The sequence below is a fragment of the Paraburkholderia sp. FW306-2-2C-D06C genome, assembly GCF_058781505.1.
The window spans coordinates 105,453-126,466 of sequence record NZ_JBYSWU010000016.1; the positions used below are offsets into that span (position 1 = coordinate 105,453).

The window sequence follows — 21,014 nt, forward strand, 5'->3', positions numbered from 1 at the left end:
CAACACCGGCGCCGATATCGCTTTACTGCTCGCGTCAGTCCCCGCCGTAGAAATTCTGCGCACCGGCAAAATTGTCGAACTTCGTGAATTGACCGTGGAACGTGAGGCGAACAGGTCCGATCGGACCATTCCGCTGCTTACCGATGATGATTTCCGCCGTACCCTTGTCCGGGCTGTCAGGGTTGTAGACCTCGTCGCGGTAGATGAACAGGATCACGTCCGCGTCCTGCTCGATAGCGCCGGATTCGCGCAGGTCCGACATGATCGGCCGCTTGTTCGGACGCTGCTCCAGGCCCCGGTTCAGCTGCGACAACGCGATCACCGGCACATCGAGTTCTTTGGCGAGACTCTTCAACGAACGCGAGATTTCCGAGATTTCGGTCGCGCGGTTCTCGCCCGACGACGAACCGCTCATCAGCTGCAAATAGTCGATGATGATCAGGCCCAGCTTGCCGCACTGGCGCGACAGCCGGCGCGCGCGCGAGCGCAATTCCATCGGATTCAGGCCGCCGGTTTCATCGATGAAAATCTGCGCCTCGCTCATTTTTTGCACCGCGTGCGTGAGCTTCGGCCAATCCTCATCGGTCAGACGCCCGGTTCGCATGCGGTGCTGGTCGAGCCGGCCAACCGAGCCGAGCATACGCATGGTGAGTTGCGTGCCCGGCATTTCCATCGAGAACACTGCGACCGGCAGACCGTACTCGACCGCCACGTATTCGCCGACGTTCATCGAAAACGCTGTTTTACCCATCGACGGCCGGCCCGCGACGATGATCAATTCGCCGCCGTGCATGCCGGAGGTCATCCGGTCCAGGTCGACAAAACCGGTCGGCGTGCCGGTCACGTCGCTCGGATTGGCGGTGTGATACAGCGTATCGATCCGCTCGACTACTTCGGTCAGCAGCGGCCCGATTTCCAGGAAGCCCTGAGTGCCGCGCGCGCCGTCTTCGGCGATCGAAAACACTTTCGACTCCGCCTCGTCCAGCAACTGGCGGACTTCCTTGCCTTGCGGATTGAACGCGTCGGCCGAGATTTCGTCGGCCACCGACACGAGACGGCGCAACACCGCGCGATCGCGCACGATTTCCGCGTAACGACGAATATTGGCCGCGCTCGGCGTGTTCTGCGCCAGCGCGTTCAGGTAGGCAAGACCACCGACCTCATCCGCTTTGCCCGAGGTGCCGAGCGCCTCGTAGACCGTAATCACGTCGGCCGGACGCGTGGCCGCGATCAGCTTGCCGATGTGTTCGAAGATGATCCGATGGTCGTAGCGGTAAAAATCGCTCTGCGACAGGAAGTCGGCGATGCGGTCCCATGCGGCGTTATCGAGCAGCAAGCCGCCCAGCACCGATTGCTCGGCCTCGATCGAATGCGGCGGGACTTTCAGCGACTCGAGTTGGGGATCTTTGGACGGTGCGTTCATGGGGAGGAATTATCGGGGTAAATGCGCGCGGAGGAAATCAAAAACCGATACTTCATTGCAGCCGGACCGGCACCAAAACCGGGCACAAAAAAGGCAGGGGCCGGTCACCCGGCCCCTGCCCTTTGCCAGCAACAACCTGGCAGATGCTATCTGATGCCTGGACGCGGTCGTCTTAGACGTGTTCGCCCAGCACCGACACCGTCACATCGACGAGCACGTCGGTGTGCAGCGAGATTTGCACCGGATGGTCGCCAACGATCTTCAGCGGACCTTCCGGCAGACGCACTTGCGCCTTTTCAACCGTGAAACCTTGCTTGACCAGTGCGTCAGCGATGTCGGCGTTCGTCACCGAGCCGAACAGACGGCCGTCGACGCCGGCCTTCTGGCCGATCTGAACCGTCGAGCCTGCCAGCTTTTCGCCTTGAGCTTGAGCGGCAGCCAGCTTTTCAGCGGCGATTTTTTCGAGTTCAGCGCGGCGGACTTCGAATTCAGCCAGGGCTTCCTTCGTTGCACGGCGAGCTTGCTTGTTCGGGATCAGGAAGTTACGTGCGTAACCGTCCTTGACCTTCACGATATCGCCCAGGTTACCCAGATTGACGACTTTTTCCAGAAGAATGATTTGCATTCGGATGCTCCTTATCGCGTCGTCGGGTTAGGCCTTGTGCTGGTCGGTGTACGGCACCAGCGCGAGAAAACGTGCGCGCTTGATTGCCGTATCCAGCTGGCGTTGATAGTGCGACTTCGTACCCGTGAGACGCGCCGGCGTGATCTTGCCGTTTTCGCCGATGAAGTCCTTCAGCGTATCGAGGTCCTTGTAGTCGATGTACTCGACGCCTGCGGCCGTGAAACGGCAGAACTTCTTGCGCTTGAAGAGCGGATTTTGTTGCTGACGACGCTTGTCGAATTTCTTACCAGTCGGGCGGGCCATGTTCAGTCCTTTCCAATGTCCTGCAATGCTGTGATGTGAAATACCAGAGTTCTTGCGTTGCGGTGTTTCTTTGCCAGGAAGCCTGTGAAGAGCGTTTCCACGCCCATCGGACAGCTTTCCAGCTTACCGCTCGCCTCGCCCGCGGCTACCGCCGGCATGGTCAGTTCGACTTGCCGGGCAATGCCGGCTTCGACGACTTCCGTACGGTGGTGCAACGTGCAGCCTGCAATCGGAACGCCGGCGGGGGTATACCGCACCGGTTCGCGTTCGACGACGCTGGCTGTGAGTTGCAGCCGGTTCATGTACCCTTTGGCGAGAACGACGCTTGGTCTGGTAGCTTAAATAGTGTGTCTTAAGCCTGCGCTTCGGACGGCTGCGTAGCGGCCGACTTCTTGGCTTCTTCGCGCTGCACTTCCTTCATCATCGGCGACGGGCCGGTTTCGGCCTTCTTCATCTTGACGATCAGGTGACGCAGAACAGCGTCGTTGAACTTGAATGCGTGTTCCAGCTCGTCGAGCGTGGTTTGGTCGCATTCGATGTTCATGCAGACGTAGTGAGCCTTCGCGAGTTTCTCGATCATGTAGGCCAGTTGGCGACGGCCCCAGTCTTCGATGCGATGGATCTGACCACCGTGCGACGTGATCGTGCTCTTGTAACGCTCGATCATGGCGGGCACTTGCTCGCTCTGATCGGGATGCACGATAAAGACGATTTCATAATGACGCATACACACTCCTTGTGGATTAAAGCCACCCGGGCGTCGGAACCGGTGTGGCAAGCGAGAAGCCAAAGAGTGTAACCCGATTGGGGCCGGGTTGCAAGATATCCCGTTAATGCGACGCGTGATTCGGGTGTGTTTTCAAGGGTTTAGGCGGTGGCGGGCAGCGGCGGCCCAAGGCGGCCGGCAAGTCCGAAGCTCGCCCGCGGTCTTTCTGGCGCCCTTCCGGCGTCCCTCCCGGCGTCCTTTTGCGTCCTTTTTCCGCCTTTTGCCGCCTTTTCCACCGTCTCAGCCGCCTTCCGTGCGCTCGCTGCCGCCTTGCAGACGCGCCTTCAACGCGGTTTCCAGCCCGCTCAACGCATCGGGCGCGGCGTCGGTAATCGCCCACCAGGTCATGCCCTCCGCGTTCCAGTGGGCGATCGCATAGCCTTCGCGGGTCGGCGCCGGCGAAGCCGGCCCGTTGCCGCGCAGGCCCGCGGCCGCCGCGCCGCCCTCGGGAAACACGTACACGTCGATCACATGCTTGCGATAGCGGTACACCAGCACCGCTACCCGCTGATGCGCGATGTAGTCGAGCCGCCCGCCTTCCAGCGCGAAACCGCTCGCGGCCAGATCCTCGACCGGTGGCGAATAGTCGAGCCGGCCGTTGAACCAGGGCTTGACCGTATGCCGGTCGGTCGAAATCACATCGATGTCGTGGCCGGACAACTGCGCGCGCACATGGCTTTCGACCAATTCGTCGGCGAACGGCGCGAACTCCGCCGGACGGCGCAGACTCATCGTGACGCCCGCCGCCACCGCACATAGGGCGACGACCAGCGCCACCAGCCAGCCTTGCGCGATCAGACGCCCCGGAGCGCCCGCCTGCACCGGCCGGCCCAAGCCGCCTTGCGGACCACGCCGGCTATCCAGCCAGCCATGCAGCCTGGCTAGCCAGCGCGGTTTGCGCGGTGCCGGCTTGCGGGCCGCGGTCGCGGAGACGGTATTGTCGGTGGCCGGCAGCGATGCGACGATCCGGTCGCGCAGCCAGTCCGGTGCGCGGTGATACGGCGCTGCGCGCAGCGACTCGCTCAACGCGCGCAGGCTTTCGCTTTCGCGCCGGCAGGCGTCGCAGCCGTCGATGTGTTGCTGGACGCGCAATGCGTCCGGTGCCGGCAGTTCGCGGTCGGCGCTCGCATCGAGGAGCGGCCGCGCTTCGTTACAGTCCATCTGGCGTCTCCTGAGTGAGGCCGGCGGCACTCGCGCCGGGGGCATTGGACGGCCGGGCGTTGGAGACCGCCCGGAGCGGTGATACGGAAGCCGTCGGTGCTGCGCGCGCGGCTGACATGGCAGCGCGCGGCGGCCCGCCCGGCTCGGTCCCGCCCTCGCCTGCGGCGGGGGCGCTGTCGTTCGGATCGGCCTGACATGCATGCGGCGGTGGCCGCGGCGCCCCGTGCGCGGACGGCGCGGACGCCGGAAGGCCAGACACCGGCTGGCCGCCGCCTTGCAGCGCCGTCAGCAGCGCGGCCAGTTTGCGGCGCCCTCGCGCAAGCCGCGACATCACCGTGCCGATCGGCACGTCGGCCACCATCGCGATCTCGCGATAACCCATCTCTTCCAGTTCGCGCAGGATCAGCACCTCGCGGTATTCGACCGGCAACTGCGCCAGCGCTTCGTGCACCAGCTTCGCGTCCTCGTTGCGGATCAGCAGTGTCTGCGGATCGGCGCCGCCGGCGCTCCAGCCGTCGAAGGTGGCGTCGTCCATACTGTCGTCGAACTCGACGACTTCATGCGACGACGCACGCCGCCGCCATTCCGTGTACCAGGTGCGGCGCACGATCGCCAGCAGCCACGGCCGGGCCGTTTCGCCGCGGAAGGTGTCGAAGAAACGGAACGCGCGCATGAACGCTTCCTGCACGACGTCGTCAGCATCGTTGGAGTTGCCGCACAACCAGCGCGCAAGGTTATACGCCGCGTCGAGGTGCGGCAGCGCCAGTTGCTGGAAACGGCGGCTCCTCATCGCGTCGGCATCGGCATCGTCGCGCGCGCGAACGGCATGTGAATCGGTTTGGACCACCTCGGCCCTCCAGGGCATTGCGGCCAGGCGATGTGACCAGGTTGGCTGACGCGTGATGACCGTCTCTCACCACAAGACCGGCCACGCTCCGAGTTTATTCCCGCCCCGCCAGAAAAATGCGAAAAAGGAATGGGATGGCGCTCGCCGGTCCCCGCCCACGCCTCACGAGGAGCGCCCGAGGCTGCAAACGCTCCCGCGCCGCTAATAGGTCGCGCGGTTCCAGTAATCCTTGCTGGCGTACACCTCTTTCAGGTAATCGATGAAGTAGCGCACCTTGGCCGGCACATAACGCTGCTGCGGATAGACCGCGAGAATGTCGTAATCGGGCAACGCGAACTCGTCGAGCACGGTTTCGAGTTCGCCGCGCGCCAGCTGCTGCTGGATTTCCCACGTGGAGCGCCAGCCGAGCCCGAGCCCTTCGGACACCCAGCGATGCAGCAGCTCGCCGTCGTTGCAATCGAGCGTGCCGCCCACCCGCACCGTCGCCAGCTTGCCGTTGCGGCGGAAGTACCAGCCGCGGTTCTGGCCGCCTTGCAGGTTGAACGCGAGGCAGTTGTGGTGCGGCAGGTCCTCGAGCGTTTTCGGCTTGCCGTATTTGCGGAAGTATTCCGGCGTGCCGCACACCACACGGCGGTTCGACGCCAGCTTCACCGCGACGAAATTCGGATCGACCGCGCCGCCGATGCGGATCGACAGGTCGTAGCCCTCGCGCACCAGATCCACGACCCGGTCGGTCAGATTGAACGACACCTGGAGTTCCGGCTTGTCGGCGAGAAAGGCCGGTGCGAGCGGCGCAACGTGCTTGCGCCCGAACGCGGCCGGCGCCGACACGATCAGATGGCCATTGATCGCGCGCCGCCCCGCGCTCAATTCGTTTTCCGCCTGATCCCATTCGGTGAGCAAGCCGCGGCAGCGCTCCAGAAACGCCGCGCCGTCCTCGCTGACCACGAGGCGCCGCGTCGAGCGGTACATCAGCTTGACGCCCAGGCGCTTTTCGAGCGCGTCGATGCGGCGTCCGAGAATCACCGGCGACACGCCCTCTTCCAGCGCGGCAGCGGCGAGGCTGCCCGCGTCCGCGACGCGCACAAAGGTTTCGATCTGTTTGAAGCGGTCCATTTCTGTCTCCTGCCGGTCTTTCGGGTGCTGCCGCGCGCTGAAGCCAAAGCCCACGGGCATTCCATACTTTTTGTTTCGAAATAAGCGACCTGGACTGATCTTATCAAACCTTCAGGTGGGCCCTAAAGTGCATTCAACACCCTATTTAGCCCATCCCCAGACATTCAGGAGACATTCATGGCCAAGATGAGAGCCGTCGACGCAGCCGTGCTGGTGCTCGAAAAAGAAGGCATCGACACCGCATTCGGCGTTCCGGGCGCAGCCATCAACCCGTTCTACTCGGCCATGCGCAAGGCAGACAACATCAGCCACGTACTGGCGCGTCACGTCGAAGGCGCTTCGCACATGGCCGAAGGCTATACGCGCGCCCGGCCCGGCAACATCGGCGTGTGTATCGGCACGTCGGGCCCCGCCGGCACCGACATGATCACCGGTTTGTACTCCGCTCAGGCCGACTCGATTCCAATTCTGGCGATCACGGGCCAGGCGCCGCGCGCGCGTCTGTATAAGGAAGACTTCCAGGCCGTCGATATCGAATCGATCGCCAAGCCCGTCACCAAGTGGGCCGTCACCGTACGCGAACCGGCGCTGGTGCCGCGCGTCTTCCAGCAGGCGTTCCACCTGATGCGTTCGGGCCGCCCGGGTCCGGTGCTGATCGACCTGCCGATCGACGTGCAGCTCGCCGAGATCGAGTTCGACATCGACACCTATGAACCGCTGCCGGTGTACAAGCCGAAAGCGACGAAAAAGCAGATCGAAGCCGCGCTCACGCTGCTCAACGATTCGGACAAGCCGCTGATCGTCTCCGGCGGCGGCGTGCTCAACGCAGCCGCGGAAGACCTGCTCGTGCAATTCGCCGAAACCGTCGGCGTGCCGGTAATCCCGACGCTGATGTCGTGGGGCGCGATTCCCGACGACCATCCGCTGATGGCCGGCATGGTCGGCTTGCAAACCTCGCACCGCTACGGCAACGCGACGATGCTCGCCTCCGACTTCGTGCTCGGCATCGGCAACCGCTGGGCGAACCGTCACACGGGCAGCATCGAGGTGTATACCAAGGGCCGTAAGTTCGTGCACGTCGATATCGAGCCGACGCAGATCGGTCGTGTGTTCGGTCCGGATCTGGGCATCGTGTCGGACGCCAAGGCCGCGCTCGAACTGTTCGTCGAAGTGGCGCAGGAATGGAAGGCCGCCGGCAAGCTGAAGGACCGCAGCGCATGGGTCGAAGACTGCCAGCAACGCAAGCGCACGATGCATCGCAAGACGCACTTCGACAACGTGCCGATGAAGCCGCAGCGCGTGTACGAAGAGATGAACCAGGTGTTCGGCCGCGATACCTGCTACGTGAGCACGATTGGTTTGTCGCAGATCGCCGGCGCGCAATTCCTGCACGTCTACAAAGCGCGCAACTGGATCAACTGCGGCCAGGCAGGCCCGCTCGGCTGGACGATTCCGGCAGCGCTCGGCGTGCGTGCAGCTGATCCGCAACGTCCGATCGTCGCGCTGTCGGGCGACTACGACTTCCAGTTCATGATCGAAGAGCTCGCCGCGGGCGCGCAATTCAAGCTGCCGTACGTGCACGTGGTGGTGAACAACTCGTACCTCGGCCTGATCCGCCAGGCACAGCGCGCGTTCGACATGGACTTCTGCGTGCAGCTCGGCTTCGAGAACATCAACTCGCCGGAAACGAACGGCTACGGCGTGGATCACGTGGCCGTCGCCGAAGGCCTGGGTTGCAAGGCGATCCGCGTGTTCAAGCCGGAAGAACTCAAGCCGGCGTTGTTGAAAGCGCAATCGATGTTGTCCGAGTTCAACGTGCCGGTGATCGTCGAAGTGATTCTCGAGCGCGTGACCAATATTTCGATGGGCACAGAGATCGACGCGATCAACGAGTTCGAGGAGCTGGCCGAAAAGCACGCCGACGCGCCGACCGCGATCAGCATGCTCGACTGAGCTTCCTGACTTTGCAGCACATGAGCGCGGTTCAGCAACCTTCCGCAACGTTCAGCAACGTTAAGCAGCGCAGCGGCTGAACGCCGCTGAAGCGCCTCATGAAGTTACTCCACTGACCGACCAGCGAGATCTACGCACCATGCCGAAATTTGCAGCGAATCTAACCATGCTGTTCAACGAAGTACCGTTCCTCGACCGCTTTGCCGCGGCAGCCGACGCGGGCTTCGACGCCGTCGAATTCCTGTTTCCGTATCCGTATCAGATCGCCGAATTGAGCGAGCGCCTGCAACAAAACCGCTTGAAGCTCGTGCTGCACAACCTGCCCGCGGGCAACTGGGAAGCCGGTGAACGCGGCATCGCGTGTTTGCCGGATCGCGTGGGCGAGTTCCAGCAAGGCGTCGGCCGCGCGATCGAATACGCGACGGCGCTGAAGGTGCCGCAACTGAACTGCCTCGTCGGCATCCCGACCGCGGGCGTGGAGGCGGACAAGGCGCGCACGACGATCGTCGACAACCTGCGCTTCGCCGCGGGAGAACTGAAAAAGGCCGGCATCAAGCTGCTGGTCGAGCCGTGCAATTCGTACGACATCCCGGGCTTCGCGCTGAACCGTTCGGGCGAAGGCCTCGACGTGATTCGTGAAGTAGGTTCGGACAATCTGTTCCTGCAATACGACATCTATCACATGCAACGGATGGAAGGCGAGCTAGCGGCAACGATCAAAAAGAACCTGCCGCAGATCGCGCACATCCAGCTCGCCGACAATCCGGGCCGCAACGAGCCGGGCACCGGCGAAATCAACTACCCGTTCCTGTTCGATCTGCTCGACTCGCTCGGCTATGACGGTTACGTCGGTTGCGAATACAAGCCGCGCACGACCACCACGGCCGGCCTCGGCTGGGTGCAGAGCGTGGCCGGGCAAACCCGCGGCGCAGCCCACGCCCCCGCCTGATCGACCGATTGGCCGACTGCGTTGTCGACCGTCTGGCCGGACTCAGGCACACCACCCCAACAACACTGGAGATTCAGAAACATGGCAAAGATCGGTTTCATCGGCCTCGGCATCATGGGCGCGCACATGGCGCGCAACCTCATCAAGGGCGGTCACTCGCTGTTCGTGAACGGCGCGTATCCGGTGCCGGAAGATCTGGGCAAGACGACCAGCGTGGTCGCCAATTCAACCGCCGTCGCGCAAGCCGCCGATATCGTCATCATCATGGTGCCGGACACGCCTGACGTCGCCAACGTGCTGTTCGCCGACGACGGCGTCGCCGCCGGTCTCACGAAGGGCAAGCTGGTGATCGACATGAGCTCGATCTCGCCGCTCGACACGCAGGCGTTCGCGAAGAAGATCAACGCGCTCGGCGTCGACTACCTCGACGCGCCGGTATCCGGCGGTGAAGTCGGCGCACGTGAAGCGTCGCTCACGATCATGGTCGGCGGTCCGGAAAAAGCCTTCGCGCTGGCCTTGCCGCTGTTCGAGTTGATGGGCAAGAACATCTCGCTGATCGGCGACAACGGTGCGGGTCAAACGTGCAAGGTCGCGAACCAGATCATCGTCGCGCTGAACATCGAAGCGGTCGCGGAAGCGCTGCTGTTCGCTTCGCGTTCGGGCGCCGATCCGGAACGCGTGCGCAAGGCATTGATGGGCGGCTTCGCTTCGTCGCGGATTCTCGAAGTGCACGGCGAACGCATGACCCGGCGCACCTTCAACCCGGGCTTTCGCATCGAACTGCACCAGAAGGATCTGAACCTTGCGCTCGACGGCGCGCGCAAGCTGGGCATCGCCCTGCCGCATACGGCGAGCGCGCAGCAACTGTTCAGCGTGTGCGCCGCGAACGGCGGCAAGGCATGGGATCACTCGGCGATGGTGCGCGCACTCGAAATCATGGCGAACTACGAAGTCGCGCAAGCGCCGGACAGCGAAGCGAAGGCTGCTTGACGCGCATTGCTGCAAAGGCCGGTTGCACGGGTCGCAGATGCGACCCGCCGTATCGGAGCGAATCGCGACAGGCCAATTGGGGAGTCTGCAGCGAGCGTCATACGCAGCGCATAAAGACGACATGAAGCACAACATGAAGCATGTCATACAGGTTGCCGTGACCGTTGCATCGTCATCGTCACGGCGACCGCAGGTGGGGCGCCCGGTCAGTCGTGCGGCATGCGCGGCGGACCGGGCAAATCGTGCCGCTCTGGGCTGAGAGCGGCAAGTGGGGTCCGCAGCGGCACCCGGCGGCGCCGGGGAAGCCTTGGTCGGTCAGACGTCGTCGTCGGGTGTCCGGCTGTCGGATTTCATTTACAGGCTCATGTACAGGCTCATTTACAGGCTTTTGCCGCCAATTTCTCCCAGCGGCTGTTTCATGCACGCCGCCTGCTTGCACCTACCCGCCCTCTTCCCCACCGTGTCAGGCACTGGCGATTCCGCCGGTTCAATAATCTGGCAATTCAATCGCCGTACGCGGAAACGACAACGCGGCGCTCAGGGCAGATGCCGCGAGCGCTGCGTTTTCATTGAGCCGTCATTCGCTTGACGTCATACGCGCGACCTGGTCAGCGCCGCGTCAATACGTATCGAACACCTTCTGCAATGCCACCGCACCCGTGCCGCCCGCGGCCAGCGCCAGCATCAGCAGCACGCGCGCCTTGTAGGGATTCAGCGACCCCGCGCTGACGAAACCCAGCGCATCGTCCGCGGCTGCGCCGTTGCGCATCACATGGCCTGAGCCGACACGCGACGAACGCACCACCGCGACCCCTTGCGAAGCCGCATCGGCCAAAGCCTGCTGCATCGACGCGTGAATCGAGCCGTTGCCCGTGCCCGCCACCACGATGCCACGCACGCCGGCGGCGACCAGCGCATCCACGGCGATCCGCGATACGCCCGCATAACTCGCGACGATCTCCACATGCGGCCACTTCGCGCCGATCACGAATTCGGTCGCGACCGTGTGCGGGCGCACCACGCTGCGCTGGAATTCGACACGGCCGTCCTGCACCCAGCCAAGCGCGCCGATCTCCGGCGAATGGAACGCATCGACGGCGTAAGTGCTCGTCTTGACCACGTCGCGTGCGCTGTGAATCCTGTTGTTGAACGCGACCAGCACGCCCTGCCCGCGCGACGCCTCATGCGCGGCGACCGTCACCGCGTTGAGCAGATTCAGCGGGCCGTCGGCGGAGAGCGCCGATGCCGGGCGCATCGCCGCGGTCAGCACGACCGGCTTGGCGGATTTGATCGTGAGGTGCAGCAGATAGGCGGTTTCTTCGAGCGTGTCAGTGCCGTGCGTCACCACCACGCCGTCGATGTCGTCGGACGCCAGCAGCGTGTTGATGCGTTGCGCGAGCGTGGTCCATAGCGGCATCGCCATGTCTTTGCTGTCGACGCTGGCAATCTGCTCGGATTGAATGCGCGCGACGCCGGACAAGGCCGGCACCGCGCCCAGCAGTTGATCGACGCCGACCACGCCGGCCTGATAGCCGGACGTATTGGTGGCGTCCGCGGCCGCCCCGGCAATCGTGCCGCCGGTCGCCAGCACGGCGATACAAGGCAACAGCGGCAACGGCGGCGGCGTCTTGCCTTCGTCGGAAGGCGTTGCGGAAGAGCAAGTCAAAGTATTCATGGCGGCGATTGTAAGCGATGCGCCGCCCGCCGCAATGCGTTTAAAAACGCATTGCCGTTCGTTTTATGCTCATTTAGACCGCATCAAGGCGCGCGCCGAATCTCGCACCTGAGCACACATTTAAGCGCACACATAAGCGCACGTCAAAGCGGGCCGCGACGGCCCGCTCCCGTCAAACCGCTTCGCGCAACTGCGCGGCGATTTCCGCTTCGCTCAACTGCGGCGCGAACATCTCGATCAGCCGGTACGCATACGCGCGCAGGAACGCGCCCTTGCGCAAACCGACCCGCGTCGTGCTCGCTTCGAACAGATGCTGCGTATCCAGCGCGACCAGTTCCGTGTCGCGTTTCGGATCGTAGGCCATCGCCGCGACCACGCCGATGCCCATGCCGAGTTCGACATAGGTCTTGATCACGTCCGCGTCGATCGCGGTCAACACTACGTCCGGTAATGCCCCCGCTTTCGCGAACGCCTGGTCGATGTGCGAGCGGCCCGTGAAGTCCTGGTCGTAGGTGACGATCGGGAATTCGGCGATCTCGTCGAGCGTCAGATTCGGCCGGCCCACCAGCGGATGGTCCTTCGGCACGACCACGATGTGATGCCACGAATAGCACGGGAACGTGACGATATCCGGGAAGCGGTCGAGCGCTTCGGTCGAAATGCCGATGTCCGCCTCGCCGTTGATGATCATCTGCGCGATCTGCTGCGGGCTGCCCTGGCGCAGCGCCAGGTGCACCTTCGGGAACACCTCGGTGAACTGGCGGATCACCTTCGGCAGCGCGTAACGCGCCTGGGTGTGAGTGGTCGCCACGACCAGGTGGCCGCTGTCCTGGTCGGCAAACTGGCGCGCGACGCGGCGCAGATTTTCCGCGTCGAGCAGCATCCGCTCGATCAGCTGATGCACCGCTTTGCCCGGCTCGGTGAGGCCGGTCAGACGCTTGCCGCGCCGGATGAAAATGTCGACGCCGAGTTCGTCTTCGAGATCCTTGATCTGTTTCGATACGCCCGACTGCGACGTGTACAGCACGTTCGCCACCTCAGTCAGATTCATGTTCTGACGCACGGCCTCGCGCACAAAGCGCAATTGCTGGAAGTTCATCTTTATGTCTCCGGTTCAGCCAGAGTTAGGTTAATCGAATGGGTTTCCTCAAGGCGAGGCCGCTCACTGCGCGGGGAAAACGCGCAACGCACGCGGCACCGCGGTGACGCCGTCGCCGACCGCCAGTTGCAGATCGCGCCACGCCTCGCGATCGAGTTCCGCTTCGAGCAGATTGCCCTCGCGCCCGGCGAGTTCGACACGCACCGAGCCGCCGAGCGTCACCACGCGCCGCACATCGACGACGATGCCTTCGCGATGGCCTGCTGCCGCAGGATACAACTGCAGATCGTGCGGACGCACATAGGCGAACGCCGGCCCGCTGAAGTCGGCCTTGATCGCAACCGGCAGCGCCGCGCCGTCGACCACGAAGCCGCTCGAATCGACGTTGCCGTGCAGCCGGTTCGCCGCGCCGAGAAACTCGTAGACGAACGAGGTCTGCGGATGGTCGTACACGTCTTGCGGACTGCCGACCTGCTCCACATGCCCGCGATTGAGCACGACGATCCGGTCGGCCACTTCGAGCGCTTCTTCCTGATCGTGCGTGACGAAAATCGTCGAGATATGCAGATCGTCGTGCAGACGCCGCAGCCAGCTGCGCAACTCCTTGCGGACCTTCGCATCCAGCGCGCCGAACGGTTCGTCGAGCAGCAGCACCTTCGGTTCGACGGCCAACGCGCGCGCGAGAGCGATCCGCTGCCGCTGACCACCCGACAGTTCCGACGGATAGCGTTGCGCAAGCCAGTCGAGTTGCACGAGCTTCAGCAGTTCATGCACCTTCTCGCGAATCACCGCTTCCGACGGCCGTGCCTTGCGCGGTTTCACGCGCAGGCCGAACGCGACATTCTCGAACACCGTCATATGACGGAACAGCGCGTAATGCTGGAACACGAAGCCGACTTCGCGTTCGCGCGCCCCGACTGTCTCGACGTCCTGGCCTTGCAGCACGACCTGGCCGCCGTCCGCATATTCGAGTCCGGCGATCACGCGCAGCAAGGTCGTTTTGCCACAGCCCGACGGCCCCAGCAGCGCAACCAGTTCGCCCGGCGGAAAGTCGAGCGAAACGTTATCGAGCGCGACGAAATCGCCAAAGCGCTTTTGCAGGTTACGAACGGTGATACCCATTACAGCTCTCCTTGCTTGACCGGGGGCCGATGCGCCGCCTTCACGGACGGCGCTGACGACGACGGCTGCGTGACAGGATCTGCGTACGCGGGACCTGCGTACGCGGGCACATCGCGCGCGTCCGACAGTTCCGCCGACATATGGCGTTCGGCGAGCAGCTTCAGACCGAGCGTCACGAGTGCGAGCAAGGCCAGCACCGACGCCACGGCGAACGCCGCCGAGAAGTTGTATTCGTTGTAGAGAATTTCGACGTGCAGCGGCATCGTGTCGGTTTGTCCGCGAATGTGGCCGGACACCACCGACACCGCGCCGAACTCGCCCATCGCCCGCGCATTGCACAGAATCACGCCGTACAGCAGGCCCCATTTGACGTTCGGCAAGGTGACGCGGCGGAAGATCTGCCAGCCCGACGCGCCGAGCACGTGCGCGGCTTCTTCTTCGTCGTTGCCTTGCGCCTGCATCAACGGAATCAGTTCGCGCGCGACGAACGGGAACGTGACGAAGATCGTCGCCAGCACGATGCCGGGCACCGCGAAGATGATCTGCACGTTATGCGCTTGCAGCCACGGCCCGAACCAGCCTTGCGCGCCGAACATCAGCACGTAGATCAAACCGGAGATTACCGGCGAGACCGAGAACGGCAGATCGATCAGCGTGGTCAGGAGCGCCTTGCCGCGGAATTCGAACCTGGCGATGCACCATGACGCGGCAAGGCCGAACACGAGGTTCAGCGGCACGGCAATCGCGGCGGTAATCACCGTCAGTTTGATGGCCGACAGCGCATCCGGATCGGCGAGCGATTCCAGATAGAAACCAATGCCCTTGTTCAATGCCTGATAGAACACGGCGACCAGCGGTACGACCAGAAACAGCGCGAGAAACAGCAACGCGACGCCGGTCAGAAGCCAGCGCACGACGGGCGGCTCGGTGACCGGATCAGGCCGGCGCGCCACCTCGCGCGGCGCGCGCGGCGCGGCGGCAAGCGCGACGGTATCCACAGTATCGCGGCTCATTGCACACCTGCGCCGCTTGCCGTAACGCTCGCGGCCGCAGGCGCCGGGCCCGCTGCACCGCGGCTCGTGCGCCGCTGCAGATACCACTGCAAGGTATTGATGAACAACAGCATCAGGAACGACACGACCAGCATCACCACCGCCAATGCGGTTGCGCCCGCGTAGTCGTATTGTTCGAGCTTGGTGATGATCAGCAGCGAGGTGATTTCCGATTTCATCGGCACGTTGCCGGCGATGAAGATCACCGAGCCGTACTCGCCGAGCGCCCGTGCGAACGCCAGCGCGAAACCGGTCAGCAGAGCCGGAAACACCGCAGGCAGCACTACGCGCCGGAACGTCAGCCAGCGCGACGCGCCGAGGCACGCGGCCGCTTCTTCCTGCTCGCGCTCGAATTCTTCGAGCACCGGCTGCACGGTCCGCACGACGAACGGCAAACCGATGAAGGTCAACGCGATCAGCACGCCGGCCGGCGTAAAGGCGACCTTGATGCCGAGCGGCTCGAGGAACTGCCCGATCCAGCCGTTGCCGGCATAGACCGCCGCAAGCGAGATGCCGGCCACCGACGTCGGCAGCGCGAACGGCAGATCGACCACCGCATCGACGAGCCGCCTGAATGGGAACGTGTAGCGCACCAGCACCCACGCCACGAGGAAGCCGAACACCGCGTTGATCAGCGCGCCGCCGAGCGCCGAGAAAAACGTCAGCCGGTACGACGCGAGCACGCGCGGCGAGCTCACCGCGCGCACGAACTGGCTCCAGTCGAGCGTGGCGGTTTTCAGAAAAGTTGCCGCAAGCGGAATCAGCACCACGAGGCTCAGATACGCCACCGTGATGCCGAGTGTCAGGCCAAAACCGGGCAAGGCGCTCGGTTTTCGGAAGGTCCACGTCGTCATGCTGGATACTCTTTCAGGGTTGATGCTTGCCGTGCTTTTGCGGTCGTCCGGCTAGCCAGAAAGCGCGCCCACTGGGCGCGCTTTCTGGCCAGGTGTTGCCGCCTCTCGCCGCCTGAGCGGCTTCTGGCATTGGCAGTCTTACTGCGGCTGGTAGATCGAATCGAATACGCCGCCGTCGGCAAAGTGGGTCTTCTGCGCATTCGCCCAGCCGCCGAACGAATCGTCCACCGTGTACAGCTTCAGCTTCGGAAACTTCGCGGTCAGCTCGGCCGGCACCTTGTTCGAACGCGGACGGTAGAAGTTCTTCGCGGCGATCTCCTGACCCTGCTCGCTATACAGGAAGTTCAAATACGCTTCGGCCAGCTTGCGCGTGCCGTGCTTGTCGACCACCTTGTCCACCACGGCAACCGGCGGCTCGGCCAGAATGCTCACCGACGGCACGACGATTTCAAACTTGTCCGGACCGAATTCCTTCAGCGACAGGAACGCTTCGTTTTCCCATGCAATCAGCACGTCGCCGATGCCGCGCTGCACGAAGCTGGTCGTTGCGCCGCGCGCCCCCGAATCCAGCACGCCGGCATTCTTATAGAGCTTGCCGACGAATTCCTTCGCCTTCTGGTCACTGCCGCCCGGCTGATGTTCGGCGTAGGCCCATGCGGCCAGATAGTTCCAGCGCGCGCCGCCCGAGGTCTTCGGATTCGGCGTGACGATCGACACGCCCGGCCTGGTCAGATCGTCCCAATCCTTGATGTGCTTCGGGTTGCCCTTGCGCACGAGGAACACGATCGTCGACGTGTACGGCGACGCGTTGTCCGGCAAACGCTTTTGCCAGCCCTTGTCCAGCAAACCCTTGTTAGCCAGCGCGTCGATGTCGTAGGCGAGCGCCAGCGTCACGACATCCGCCTGCAGACCGTCGAGCACCGAGCGCGCCTGAGCGCCCGAACCGCCGTGCGACTGCTTGAAGGTGATCGATTCGCCGGTCCTGGCCTTCCATTCCTTGCCGAATGCCTGATTGACGTCCTGGTACAGTTCACGCGTCGGGTCGTACGACACGTTCAGCAGCGTCGTGTCGGCGGCGTGCGCCTGCGCCATCACGCCGACAGCGGTTGCCGCGCCGAACGCGAGCGCCGCGATGAGTTTTTTGGTCTTGCCTGCCAGCCCCGTGCCCCGATGGTTCATCCAGCTTCTCCGCGTTGTGGTTGCCGTTACGGCGTCTTGTTTTTGCGTCTGCAGCGCGTCAACTCGGAGGCCAGTCTATCGAAGGGCTTTCATCATTAAAAATAATGTTTCTTCATTCTTTAATACGTAAAAGTGGTAATGGCAGCTGGATAAGGCGTTGCGACACGAAAACGGTTGTTTAAGCGTCCTTTTGCGACGCCGGAGCGACACCCCAGACGACGAACTTAAAGTAAAGCTTGAATTGCATCGAATACTGTATAAAAATACAGTCACCTGTTCATACATACAGTAGCGCCATGACCAAACTCACCGCACGACAGCAGCAGGTTTTCGATCTGATCCGACGGGCTATCGAACGTACCGGCTTTCCGCCCACCCGCGCGGAGATCGCCGCCGAACTGGGTTTCAGCTCGGCCAATTCGGCCGAAGAACATCTGCGTGCCTTGGCCCGCAAGGGTGTGATCGAACTCGCGGCAGGTGCGTCGCGCGGCATTCGTCTGCTGGCGGGTCCCGAAGATTCGCCGCACCAGTTCACGTTGCCGCACCCCAGCATCATGCAGCTGTCGCTGCCGCTGATCGGCCGCGTCGCGGCCGGCAGCCCGATCCTCGCGCAGGAACATATCTCGCAGCACTATGCGTGCGACCCGGCGCTGTTCTCGAGCAAACCGGACTACCTGCTGAAGGTTCGCGGGTTGTCGATGCGCGACGCCGGCATCTTCGACGGCGACCTGCTCGCGGTGCAAAAGAAAAGCGAAGCGAAAGACGGCCAGATCATCATCGCGCGGCTCGGCGACGACGTAACGGTCAAGCGCCTGAAGCGTCGGCCAAACGGCATCGAACTGATCGCGGAAAACCCCGATTACGAAAACATCTTCGTTCAGACCGGCAGTGCGGATTTCGCGCTGGAAGGCATCGCTGTTGGGCTGATCCGCCCCGGCGAGTTCTGAGCGCCTGCTTCTACCAACGCTTGCCCGACGCCTAACGCGCCGCTGCCCCTACGTTGAATCGCCTGGAGAGACTCATGGAACGCCTTGCCCGCCTGCTGCCTTTTCGCCAGTTCGGTCGTTTGCGCCATCTGCGCAAGCTGGTGCCCTGTTCGCTGATCGAGGCGTCCACGGCCAGCGCTTCATCGCTGTTCGACGAACCTGCATCGCGGGCGCCGAGCTTGCCGTCGTCGTTGCCGGCTTTCGCTCGAGTGTCGTTGAATTCAGGGCTGAATACGGCAGAGCCGGCGCGACGGGCACCGGTGCGCGTCTATCACGGGCCGTCGCGGCTGATCATGGTCGGCACGGTAGACGCCGTATGCCGGATGATCGACCGCTGCATCGCTGAAGAAGCCAACGTGCACGGGGCGGTGTTCGAGTAATCAGGAGCGGGGCGTGCGTGTAGTTGCTCTGCTGTTGACCTGTCATTAACCTGTCATTTACCTGTCATTGCCCTGCTGGTGCCTTGCGCGCGCCTCTCCAGATCTCTTCAGATATTGCATCGCGTGGGATCGTTTTCGTGTGGCCGCGGTCCACGTTAGACCACCCTTGATAGAGAGTTCCACTCGATGGCAGTTTCGACACGCACCAAACGCAGCGCCGCACGGCCGCTGATCGTTGTTCTGATTGTGATTGCAGTGGTGGCCGCCCTGGGATTCGGCTATGCATCGCCATATATCGCGCTGAACAATCTGAAACGCGCGGCAGACGCGCGCGATGCGGAGACCGTCAATCAGTATGTCGACTTTCCGGCGTTGCGCGAGAGCCTGAAGCAACAGGTCACCGGCTTGCTGACGCGCCGGCTCGACGCACATGGCAACGGCAATCCATTTGCCGCCATTGGCGCGATGATCGGCGTTGCGCTGATCGGACCGCTAGTAGATGCGTACGCGACGCCGGACGGCGTAGCCGCGTTGCTGAACGGCATGCCGCCGCGTGGCGAACCGGGCGAGCGGCCGCCCGCGCCGCCTGCCGCGGAAAATGCGCCTGCGTCCCCTGCCGACGGCAAAACGGCTAACAACGCGGCTAACACCGCAGCGCACAGCGCGGCTAACAACGCGGGCAACAGCGCCACACCGCCACAACCGCCGCAAACCACGGCGGGCTATCGCAGCATCAACGAATTCGTCATCAGGTATCAGCACGGCGCGGGCGACGCGCGCTACGCGGCGATCTTTCGGCGCGAAGGTTTGCTCACATGGAAGTTCGCCGCGGTCGACCTGAACGACTGATCTTCCGGTCGACGCGGTTCATGGGGCTGGCGTCAAGCCGCCGCTTGCTGCTGCTCCTGGGCGGACGAACATGCCACCAGAATGCTGCACGAGACCCGGTCGAGCAGCGGCGTATTTCCCGCGCCCATCCACCAGCGTGACAGACCCGTGCGGCAACGGTGGCCGACCACCACCAGGTCGACGTGCAGTTCGTTGGCGAGATTGGCAATCTCGTCGATGGGATGACCGAACGCGAAATGTCCTTGCGCGTTGACGCCGCGCTCGGTGAGCCAGTCCACCCCTTCCTGCAGGATGTCACGCGCTGTCTTCTCGAAGCTGCCGCAGGCCACGTCGGTGAGCAGGCCCGCGCTTTGCGCTATGCTCGAGCGCATGTCCACCACCGACAACAGATGCGTTTCCGCCTTCAGGTCCAGCGCCAGATCGGCGCCACAGCGCAGCGCTTTGCGGCCCTCGCGCGAGCCGTCGTAGCAAAGCAGGATTTTTTTGTAGCTCGCCATGGTTTTCTCCCTTACCGCGGGGAACGCGGTCGTAAATGAATCATGGTGCGCCGCAATTCAGGTTGCAAGGGATGGAAAACGCTAAGTGCGCCCCAGGCAGGTGCGAGGCTATGCGGCAGCGCAAGAAACGCCGCGTGAGTGGCGAAGCGCAGATCAACGCCAGGCTGCCGATGCCATAGAATGAGCGACCTTACCGGCCATTCGCGTTTTTTCCCGGAGCCTCGTTCGATCCATGTCTGAAGCCGCCATTGAATTCCACCACGTCAAAAAAAGCTACGGCGAGAAGACGGTCGTCGACGGATTGTCGTTTCATGTCAACGTCGGCGAATGTTTTGGTCTGCTTGGACCGAACGGCGCGGGCAAGACCACCACGCTGCGCATGCTGCTGGGCATTGCGGCCCCGGATGCCGGCTCGATCCGCTTGTGCGGCGAACCGATTCCTCGCCGCGCGCGGGTGGCGCGAGCGCGCGTCGGTGTGGTGCCGCAGTTCGACAATCTCGATCCCGATTTCACGGTCCGCGAAAATCTGCTTGTGTTCGGCCGCTACTTTGGCCTGAGCGCCGCGCAATGCCGCGCGATGGTGCCGTCGCTGCTCGAGTTCGCGCGCCTCGAAAGCAAGGCGGATGCGCGCGTGAGCGAACTGTCGGGCGGCATGAAGCGGCGCCTCACGCTGGCTCGCGCGCTCGTCAACGATCCCGACGTGCTGATCATGGACGAGCCGACCACCGGGCTCGATCCGCAAGCGCGCCATCTGATCTGGGAACGGCTGCGCTCGCTGCTCGCGCGCGGCAAGACCATCCTGCTGACCACGCACTTCATGGAAGAAGCCGAACGGCTCTGCCACCGTCTGTGCGTGATCGAGGAAGGCCGCAAGATCGCTGAAGGCGCGCCGAACGATCTGATCGCATCCGAGATCGGCTGCGACGTGATCGAAATCTTCGGCGCCGATCCGGTTGCGTTGCGCGACGAGTTGGCGCCGCTGGTCGAGCGAACCGAGATCAGTGGCGAGACGCTGTTCTGCTACGTGAACGACGCGCAGCCGGTGCACGCACGTCTGAAGCAGCGCGCCGGTTTGCGCTATCTGCATCGTCCGGCGAATCTGGAAGATGTCTTCCTGCGGCTAACAGGCCGCGAGATGCAGGACTGATACGAGCCGGGACCGGCGCTGGCCGCCTACCTCTATAGCTA

22 protein-coding genes are annotated in these 21,014 nt (G+C 63.3%); 7 read left to right on the forward strand and 15 right to left on the reverse strand.

The window, feature by feature from the left end; all coding sequences use genetic code 11:
• Nucleotides 1-34: 34 nt before the first annotated feature.
• The 8 genes from AC3WLT_RS14870 to AC3WLT_RS14905 form a co-directional block, all read right to left on the reverse strand.
• Entirely contained in the window at nt 35-1,423 is a 1,389-nt protein-coding gene (locus tag AC3WLT_RS14870) for a replicative DNA helicase (RefSeq protein ID WP_492592475.1), read from the reverse strand.
• A gap of 172 nt (nt 1,424-1,595) precedes the next feature.
• Nucleotides 1,596-2,048, reverse strand: coding sequence for a 50S ribosomal protein L9 (gene rplI / locus AC3WLT_RS14875; RefSeq protein WP_492592476.1), 453 nt, complete (start codon nt 2,046-2,048; stop codon nt 1,596-1,598).
• Between the two features lie 27 nt (nt 2,049-2,075).
• The gene (rpsR, locus tag AC3WLT_RS14880; protein ID WP_492592477.1) at nt 2,076-2,351 is read right to left on the reverse strand and encodes a 30S ribosomal protein S18; all 276 of its coding nucleotides are present in this window, start codon (nt 2,349-2,351) and stop codon (nt 2,076-2,078) included.
• A 2-nt stretch (nt 2,352-2,353) separates the two neighbouring features.
• Nucleotides 2,354-2,653 carry a primosomal replication protein N gene (priB, locus tag AC3WLT_RS14885; protein ID WP_115099803.1) on the reverse strand — a complete coding sequence of 100 codons (300 nt, stop codon included), beginning with the start codon at nt 2,651-2,653 and terminating at the stop codon, nt 2,354-2,356.
• A gap of 50 nt (nt 2,654-2,703) precedes the next feature.
• A complete protein-coding gene (rpsF, locus tag AC3WLT_RS14890) occupies nt 2,704-3,078 on the reverse strand; it encodes a 30S ribosomal protein S6 (protein WP_006048823.1) in 375 nt (124 codons plus the stop codon).
• A 279-nt stretch (nt 3,079-3,357) separates the two neighbouring features.
• On the reverse strand, nt 3,358-4,278 hold the full coding sequence (locus AC3WLT_RS14895) for an anti-sigma factor family protein (RefSeq protein ID WP_492592478.1): 921 nt from the start codon (nt 4,276-4,278) through the stop codon (nt 3,358-3,360).
• On the reverse strand, nt 4,268-5,125 hold the full coding sequence (locus AC3WLT_RS14900; protein WP_492592479.1) for an RNA polymerase sigma factor: 858 nt from the start codon (nt 5,123-5,125) through the stop codon (nt 4,268-4,270). Before AC3WLT_RS14900 ends, AC3WLT_RS14895 begins: the two co-directional genes overlap by 11 nt.
• A gap of 201 nt (nt 5,126-5,326) precedes the next feature.
• Nucleotides 5,327-6,241: a LysR family transcriptional regulator gene (locus AC3WLT_RS14905; protein WP_492592480.1), complete on the reverse strand. Its 915-nt coding sequence runs from the start codon at nt 6,239-6,241 to the stop codon at nt 5,327-5,329.
• 177 nt (nt 6,242-6,418) lie between these two features.
• Between AC3WLT_RS14905 and gcl the strand changes: the two genes are divergently transcribed.
• The 3 genes from gcl to AC3WLT_RS14920 all read left to right on the forward strand — a co-directional run bounded on the left by gcl (nt 6,419) and on the right by AC3WLT_RS14920 (nt 10,133).
• Nucleotides 6,419-8,194 carry a glyoxylate carboligase gene (gene gcl / locus AC3WLT_RS14910; RefSeq protein ID WP_492592481.1) on the forward strand — a complete coding sequence of 592 codons (1,776 nt, stop codon included), beginning with the start codon at nt 6,419-6,421 and terminating at the stop codon, nt 8,192-8,194.
• A gap of 139 nt (nt 8,195-8,333) precedes the next feature.
• On the forward strand, nt 8,334-9,143 hold the full coding sequence (hyi, locus tag AC3WLT_RS14915; RefSeq protein ID WP_492592482.1) for a hydroxypyruvate isomerase: 810 nt from the start codon (nt 8,334-8,336) through the stop codon (nt 9,141-9,143).
• An 81-nt stretch (nt 9,144-9,224) separates the two neighbouring features.
• Nucleotides 9,225-10,133: a 2-hydroxy-3-oxopropionate reductase gene (locus AC3WLT_RS14920; RefSeq protein WP_492592483.1), complete on the forward strand. Its 909-nt coding sequence runs from the start codon at nt 9,225-9,227 to the stop codon at nt 10,131-10,133.
• 619 nt (nt 10,134-10,752) lie between these two features.
• Here the strand turns inward: AC3WLT_RS14920 and AC3WLT_RS14925 are convergent.
• The 6 genes from AC3WLT_RS14925 to AC3WLT_RS14950 all read right to left on the reverse strand — a co-directional run bounded on the left by AC3WLT_RS14925 (nt 10,753) and on the right by AC3WLT_RS14950 (nt 17,114).
• Entirely contained in the window at nt 10,753-11,808 is a 1,056-nt protein-coding gene (locus AC3WLT_RS14925) for an asparaginase (protein WP_492592484.1), read from the reverse strand.
• A 172-nt stretch (nt 11,809-11,980) separates the two neighbouring features.
• On the reverse strand, nt 11,981-12,907 hold the full coding sequence (locus AC3WLT_RS14930) for a CysB family HTH-type transcriptional regulator (RefSeq protein ID WP_492592485.1): 927 nt from the start codon (nt 12,905-12,907) through the stop codon (nt 11,981-11,983).
• A 63-nt stretch (nt 12,908-12,970) separates the two neighbouring features.
• The gene (locus tag AC3WLT_RS14935) at nt 12,971-14,029 is read right to left on the reverse strand and encodes a sulfate/molybdate ABC transporter ATP-binding protein (protein ID WP_492592486.1); all 1,059 of its coding nucleotides are present in this window, start codon (nt 14,027-14,029) and stop codon (nt 12,971-12,973) included.
• On the reverse strand, nt 14,029-15,042 hold the full coding sequence (cysW, locus tag AC3WLT_RS14940) for a sulfate ABC transporter permease subunit CysW (protein ID WP_492592487.1): 1,014 nt from the start codon (nt 15,040-15,042) through the stop codon (nt 14,029-14,031). Before cysW ends, AC3WLT_RS14935 begins: the two co-directional genes overlap by 1 nt.
• Nucleotides 15,039-15,935 carry a sulfate ABC transporter permease subunit CysT gene (cysT, locus tag AC3WLT_RS14945; RefSeq protein WP_492592488.1) on the reverse strand — a complete coding sequence of 299 codons (897 nt, stop codon included), beginning with the start codon at nt 15,933-15,935 and terminating at the stop codon, nt 15,039-15,041. Before cysT ends, cysW begins: the two co-directional genes overlap by 4 nt.
• A gap of 138 nt (nt 15,936-16,073) precedes the next feature.
• On the reverse strand, nt 16,074-17,114 hold the full coding sequence (locus tag AC3WLT_RS14950) for a sulfate ABC transporter substrate-binding protein (RefSeq protein WP_492592489.1): 1,041 nt from the start codon (nt 17,112-17,114) through the stop codon (nt 16,074-16,076).
• A gap of 296 nt (nt 17,115-17,410) precedes the next feature.
• On the opposite strand from AC3WLT_RS14950, the gene lexA reads away from it, so the two are divergent.
• From lexA to AC3WLT_RS14965, 3 genes are all read left to right on the forward strand, one after another.
• Complete coding sequence (gene lexA / locus AC3WLT_RS14955) at nt 17,411-18,061, forward strand: transcriptional repressor LexA (protein ID WP_492592490.1); 651 nt, start codon at nt 17,411-17,413, stop codon at nt 18,059-18,061.
• Nucleotides 18,062-18,135: 74 nt separating this feature from the next.
• The gene (locus AC3WLT_RS14960; RefSeq protein ID WP_492592491.1) at nt 18,136-18,480 is read left to right on the forward strand and encodes a hypothetical protein; all 345 of its coding nucleotides are present in this window, start codon (nt 18,136-18,138) and stop codon (nt 18,478-18,480) included.
• 186 nt (nt 18,481-18,666) lie between these two features.
• A complete protein-coding gene (locus tag AC3WLT_RS14965; RefSeq protein WP_492592492.1) occupies nt 18,667-19,329 on the forward strand; it encodes a DUF2939 domain-containing protein in 663 nt (220 codons plus the stop codon).
• Nucleotides 19,330-19,361: 32 nt separating this feature from the next.
• Here the strand turns inward: AC3WLT_RS14965 and AC3WLT_RS14970 are convergent, their stop codons facing one another.
• The gene (locus AC3WLT_RS14970) at nt 19,362-19,826 is read right to left on the reverse strand and encodes a universal stress protein (RefSeq protein WP_115099786.1); all 465 of its coding nucleotides are present in this window, start codon (nt 19,824-19,826) and stop codon (nt 19,362-19,364) included.
• Nucleotides 19,827-20,058: 232 nt separating this feature from the next.
• Between AC3WLT_RS14970 and nodI the strand changes: the two genes are divergently transcribed.
• The gene (gene nodI / locus AC3WLT_RS14975; protein WP_492592493.1) at nt 20,059-20,973 is read left to right on the forward strand and encodes a nodulation factor ABC transporter ATP-binding protein NodI; all 915 of its coding nucleotides are present in this window, start codon (nt 20,059-20,061) and stop codon (nt 20,971-20,973) included.
• Nucleotides 20,974-21,014: the final 41 nt, after the last annotated feature.

What these genes read in the sequence shown, in the direction of transcription:
- AC3WLT_RS14870 (WP_492592475.1), bottom strand. Translation starts at nt 1,423, where the DNA reads ATGAACGCACCGTCCAAAGATCCCCAACTCGAGTCGCTGAAAGTCCCG.
- rplI (WP_492592476.1), bottom strand. Translation starts at nt 2,048, where the DNA reads ATGCAAATCATTCTTCTGGAAAAAGTCGTCAATCTGGGTAACCTGGGC.
- rpsR (WP_492592477.1), bottom strand. Translation starts at nt 2,351, where the DNA reads ATGGCCCGCCCGACTGGTAAGAAATTCGACAAGCGTCGTCAGCAACAA.
- priB (WP_115099803.1), bottom strand. Translation starts at nt 2,653, where the DNA reads ATGAACCGGCTGCAACTCACAGCCAGCGTCGTCGAACGCGAACCGGTG.
- rpsF (WP_006048823.1), bottom strand. Translation starts at nt 3,078, where the DNA reads ATGCGTCATTATGAAATCGTCTTTATCGTGCATCCCGATCAGAGCGAG.
- AC3WLT_RS14895 (WP_492592478.1), bottom strand. Translation starts at nt 4,278, where the DNA reads ATGGACTGTAACGAAGCGCGGCCGCTCCTCGATGCGAGCGCCGACCGC.
- AC3WLT_RS14905 (WP_492592480.1), bottom strand. Translation starts at nt 6,241, where the DNA reads ATGGACCGCTTCAAACAGATCGAAACCTTTGTGCGCGTCGCGGACGCG.
- gcl (WP_492592481.1), top strand. Translation starts at nt 6,419, where the DNA reads ATGGCCAAGATGAGAGCCGTCGACGCAGCCGTGCTGGTGCTCGAAAAA.
- hyi (WP_492592482.1), top strand. Translation starts at nt 8,334, where the DNA reads ATGCCGAAATTTGCAGCGAATCTAACCATGCTGTTCAACGAAGTACCG.
- AC3WLT_RS14920 (WP_492592483.1), top strand. Translation starts at nt 9,225, where the DNA reads ATGGCAAAGATCGGTTTCATCGGCCTCGGCATCATGGGCGCGCACATG.
- AC3WLT_RS14925 (WP_492592484.1), bottom strand. Translation starts at nt 11,808, where the DNA reads ATGAATACTTTGACTTGCTCTTCCGCAACGCCTTCCGACGAAGGCAAG.
- AC3WLT_RS14930 (WP_492592485.1), bottom strand. Translation starts at nt 12,907, where the DNA reads ATGAACTTCCAGCAATTGCGCTTTGTGCGCGAGGCCGTGCGTCAGAAC.
- AC3WLT_RS14935 (WP_492592486.1), bottom strand. Translation starts at nt 14,029, where the DNA reads ATGGGTATCACCGTTCGTAACCTGCAAAAGCGCTTTGGCGATTTCGTC.
- cysW (WP_492592487.1), bottom strand. Translation starts at nt 15,042, where the DNA reads ATGAGCCGCGATACTGTGGATACCGTCGCGCTTGCCGCCGCGCCGCGC.
- cysT (WP_492592488.1), bottom strand. Translation starts at nt 15,935, where the DNA reads ATGACGACGTGGACCTTCCGAAAACCGAGCGCCTTGCCCGGTTTTGGC.
- AC3WLT_RS14950 (WP_492592489.1), bottom strand. Translation starts at nt 17,114, where the DNA reads ATGAACCATCGGGGCACGGGGCTGGCAGGCAAGACCAAAAAACTCATC.
- lexA (WP_492592490.1), top strand. Translation starts at nt 17,411, where the DNA reads ATGACCAAACTCACCGCACGACAGCAGCAGGTTTTCGATCTGATCCGA.
- AC3WLT_RS14960 (WP_492592491.1), top strand. Translation starts at nt 18,136, where the DNA reads ATGGAACGCCTTGCCCGCCTGCTGCCTTTTCGCCAGTTCGGTCGTTTG.
- AC3WLT_RS14965 (WP_492592492.1), top strand. Translation starts at nt 18,667, where the DNA reads ATGGCAGTTTCGACACGCACCAAACGCAGCGCCGCACGGCCGCTGATC.
- AC3WLT_RS14970 (WP_115099786.1), bottom strand. Translation starts at nt 19,826, where the DNA reads ATGGCGAGCTACAAAAAAATCCTGCTTTGCTACGACGGCTCGCGCGAG.
- nodI (WP_492592493.1), top strand. Translation starts at nt 20,059, where the DNA reads ATGTCTGAAGCCGCCATTGAATTCCACCACGTCAAAAAAAGCTACGGC.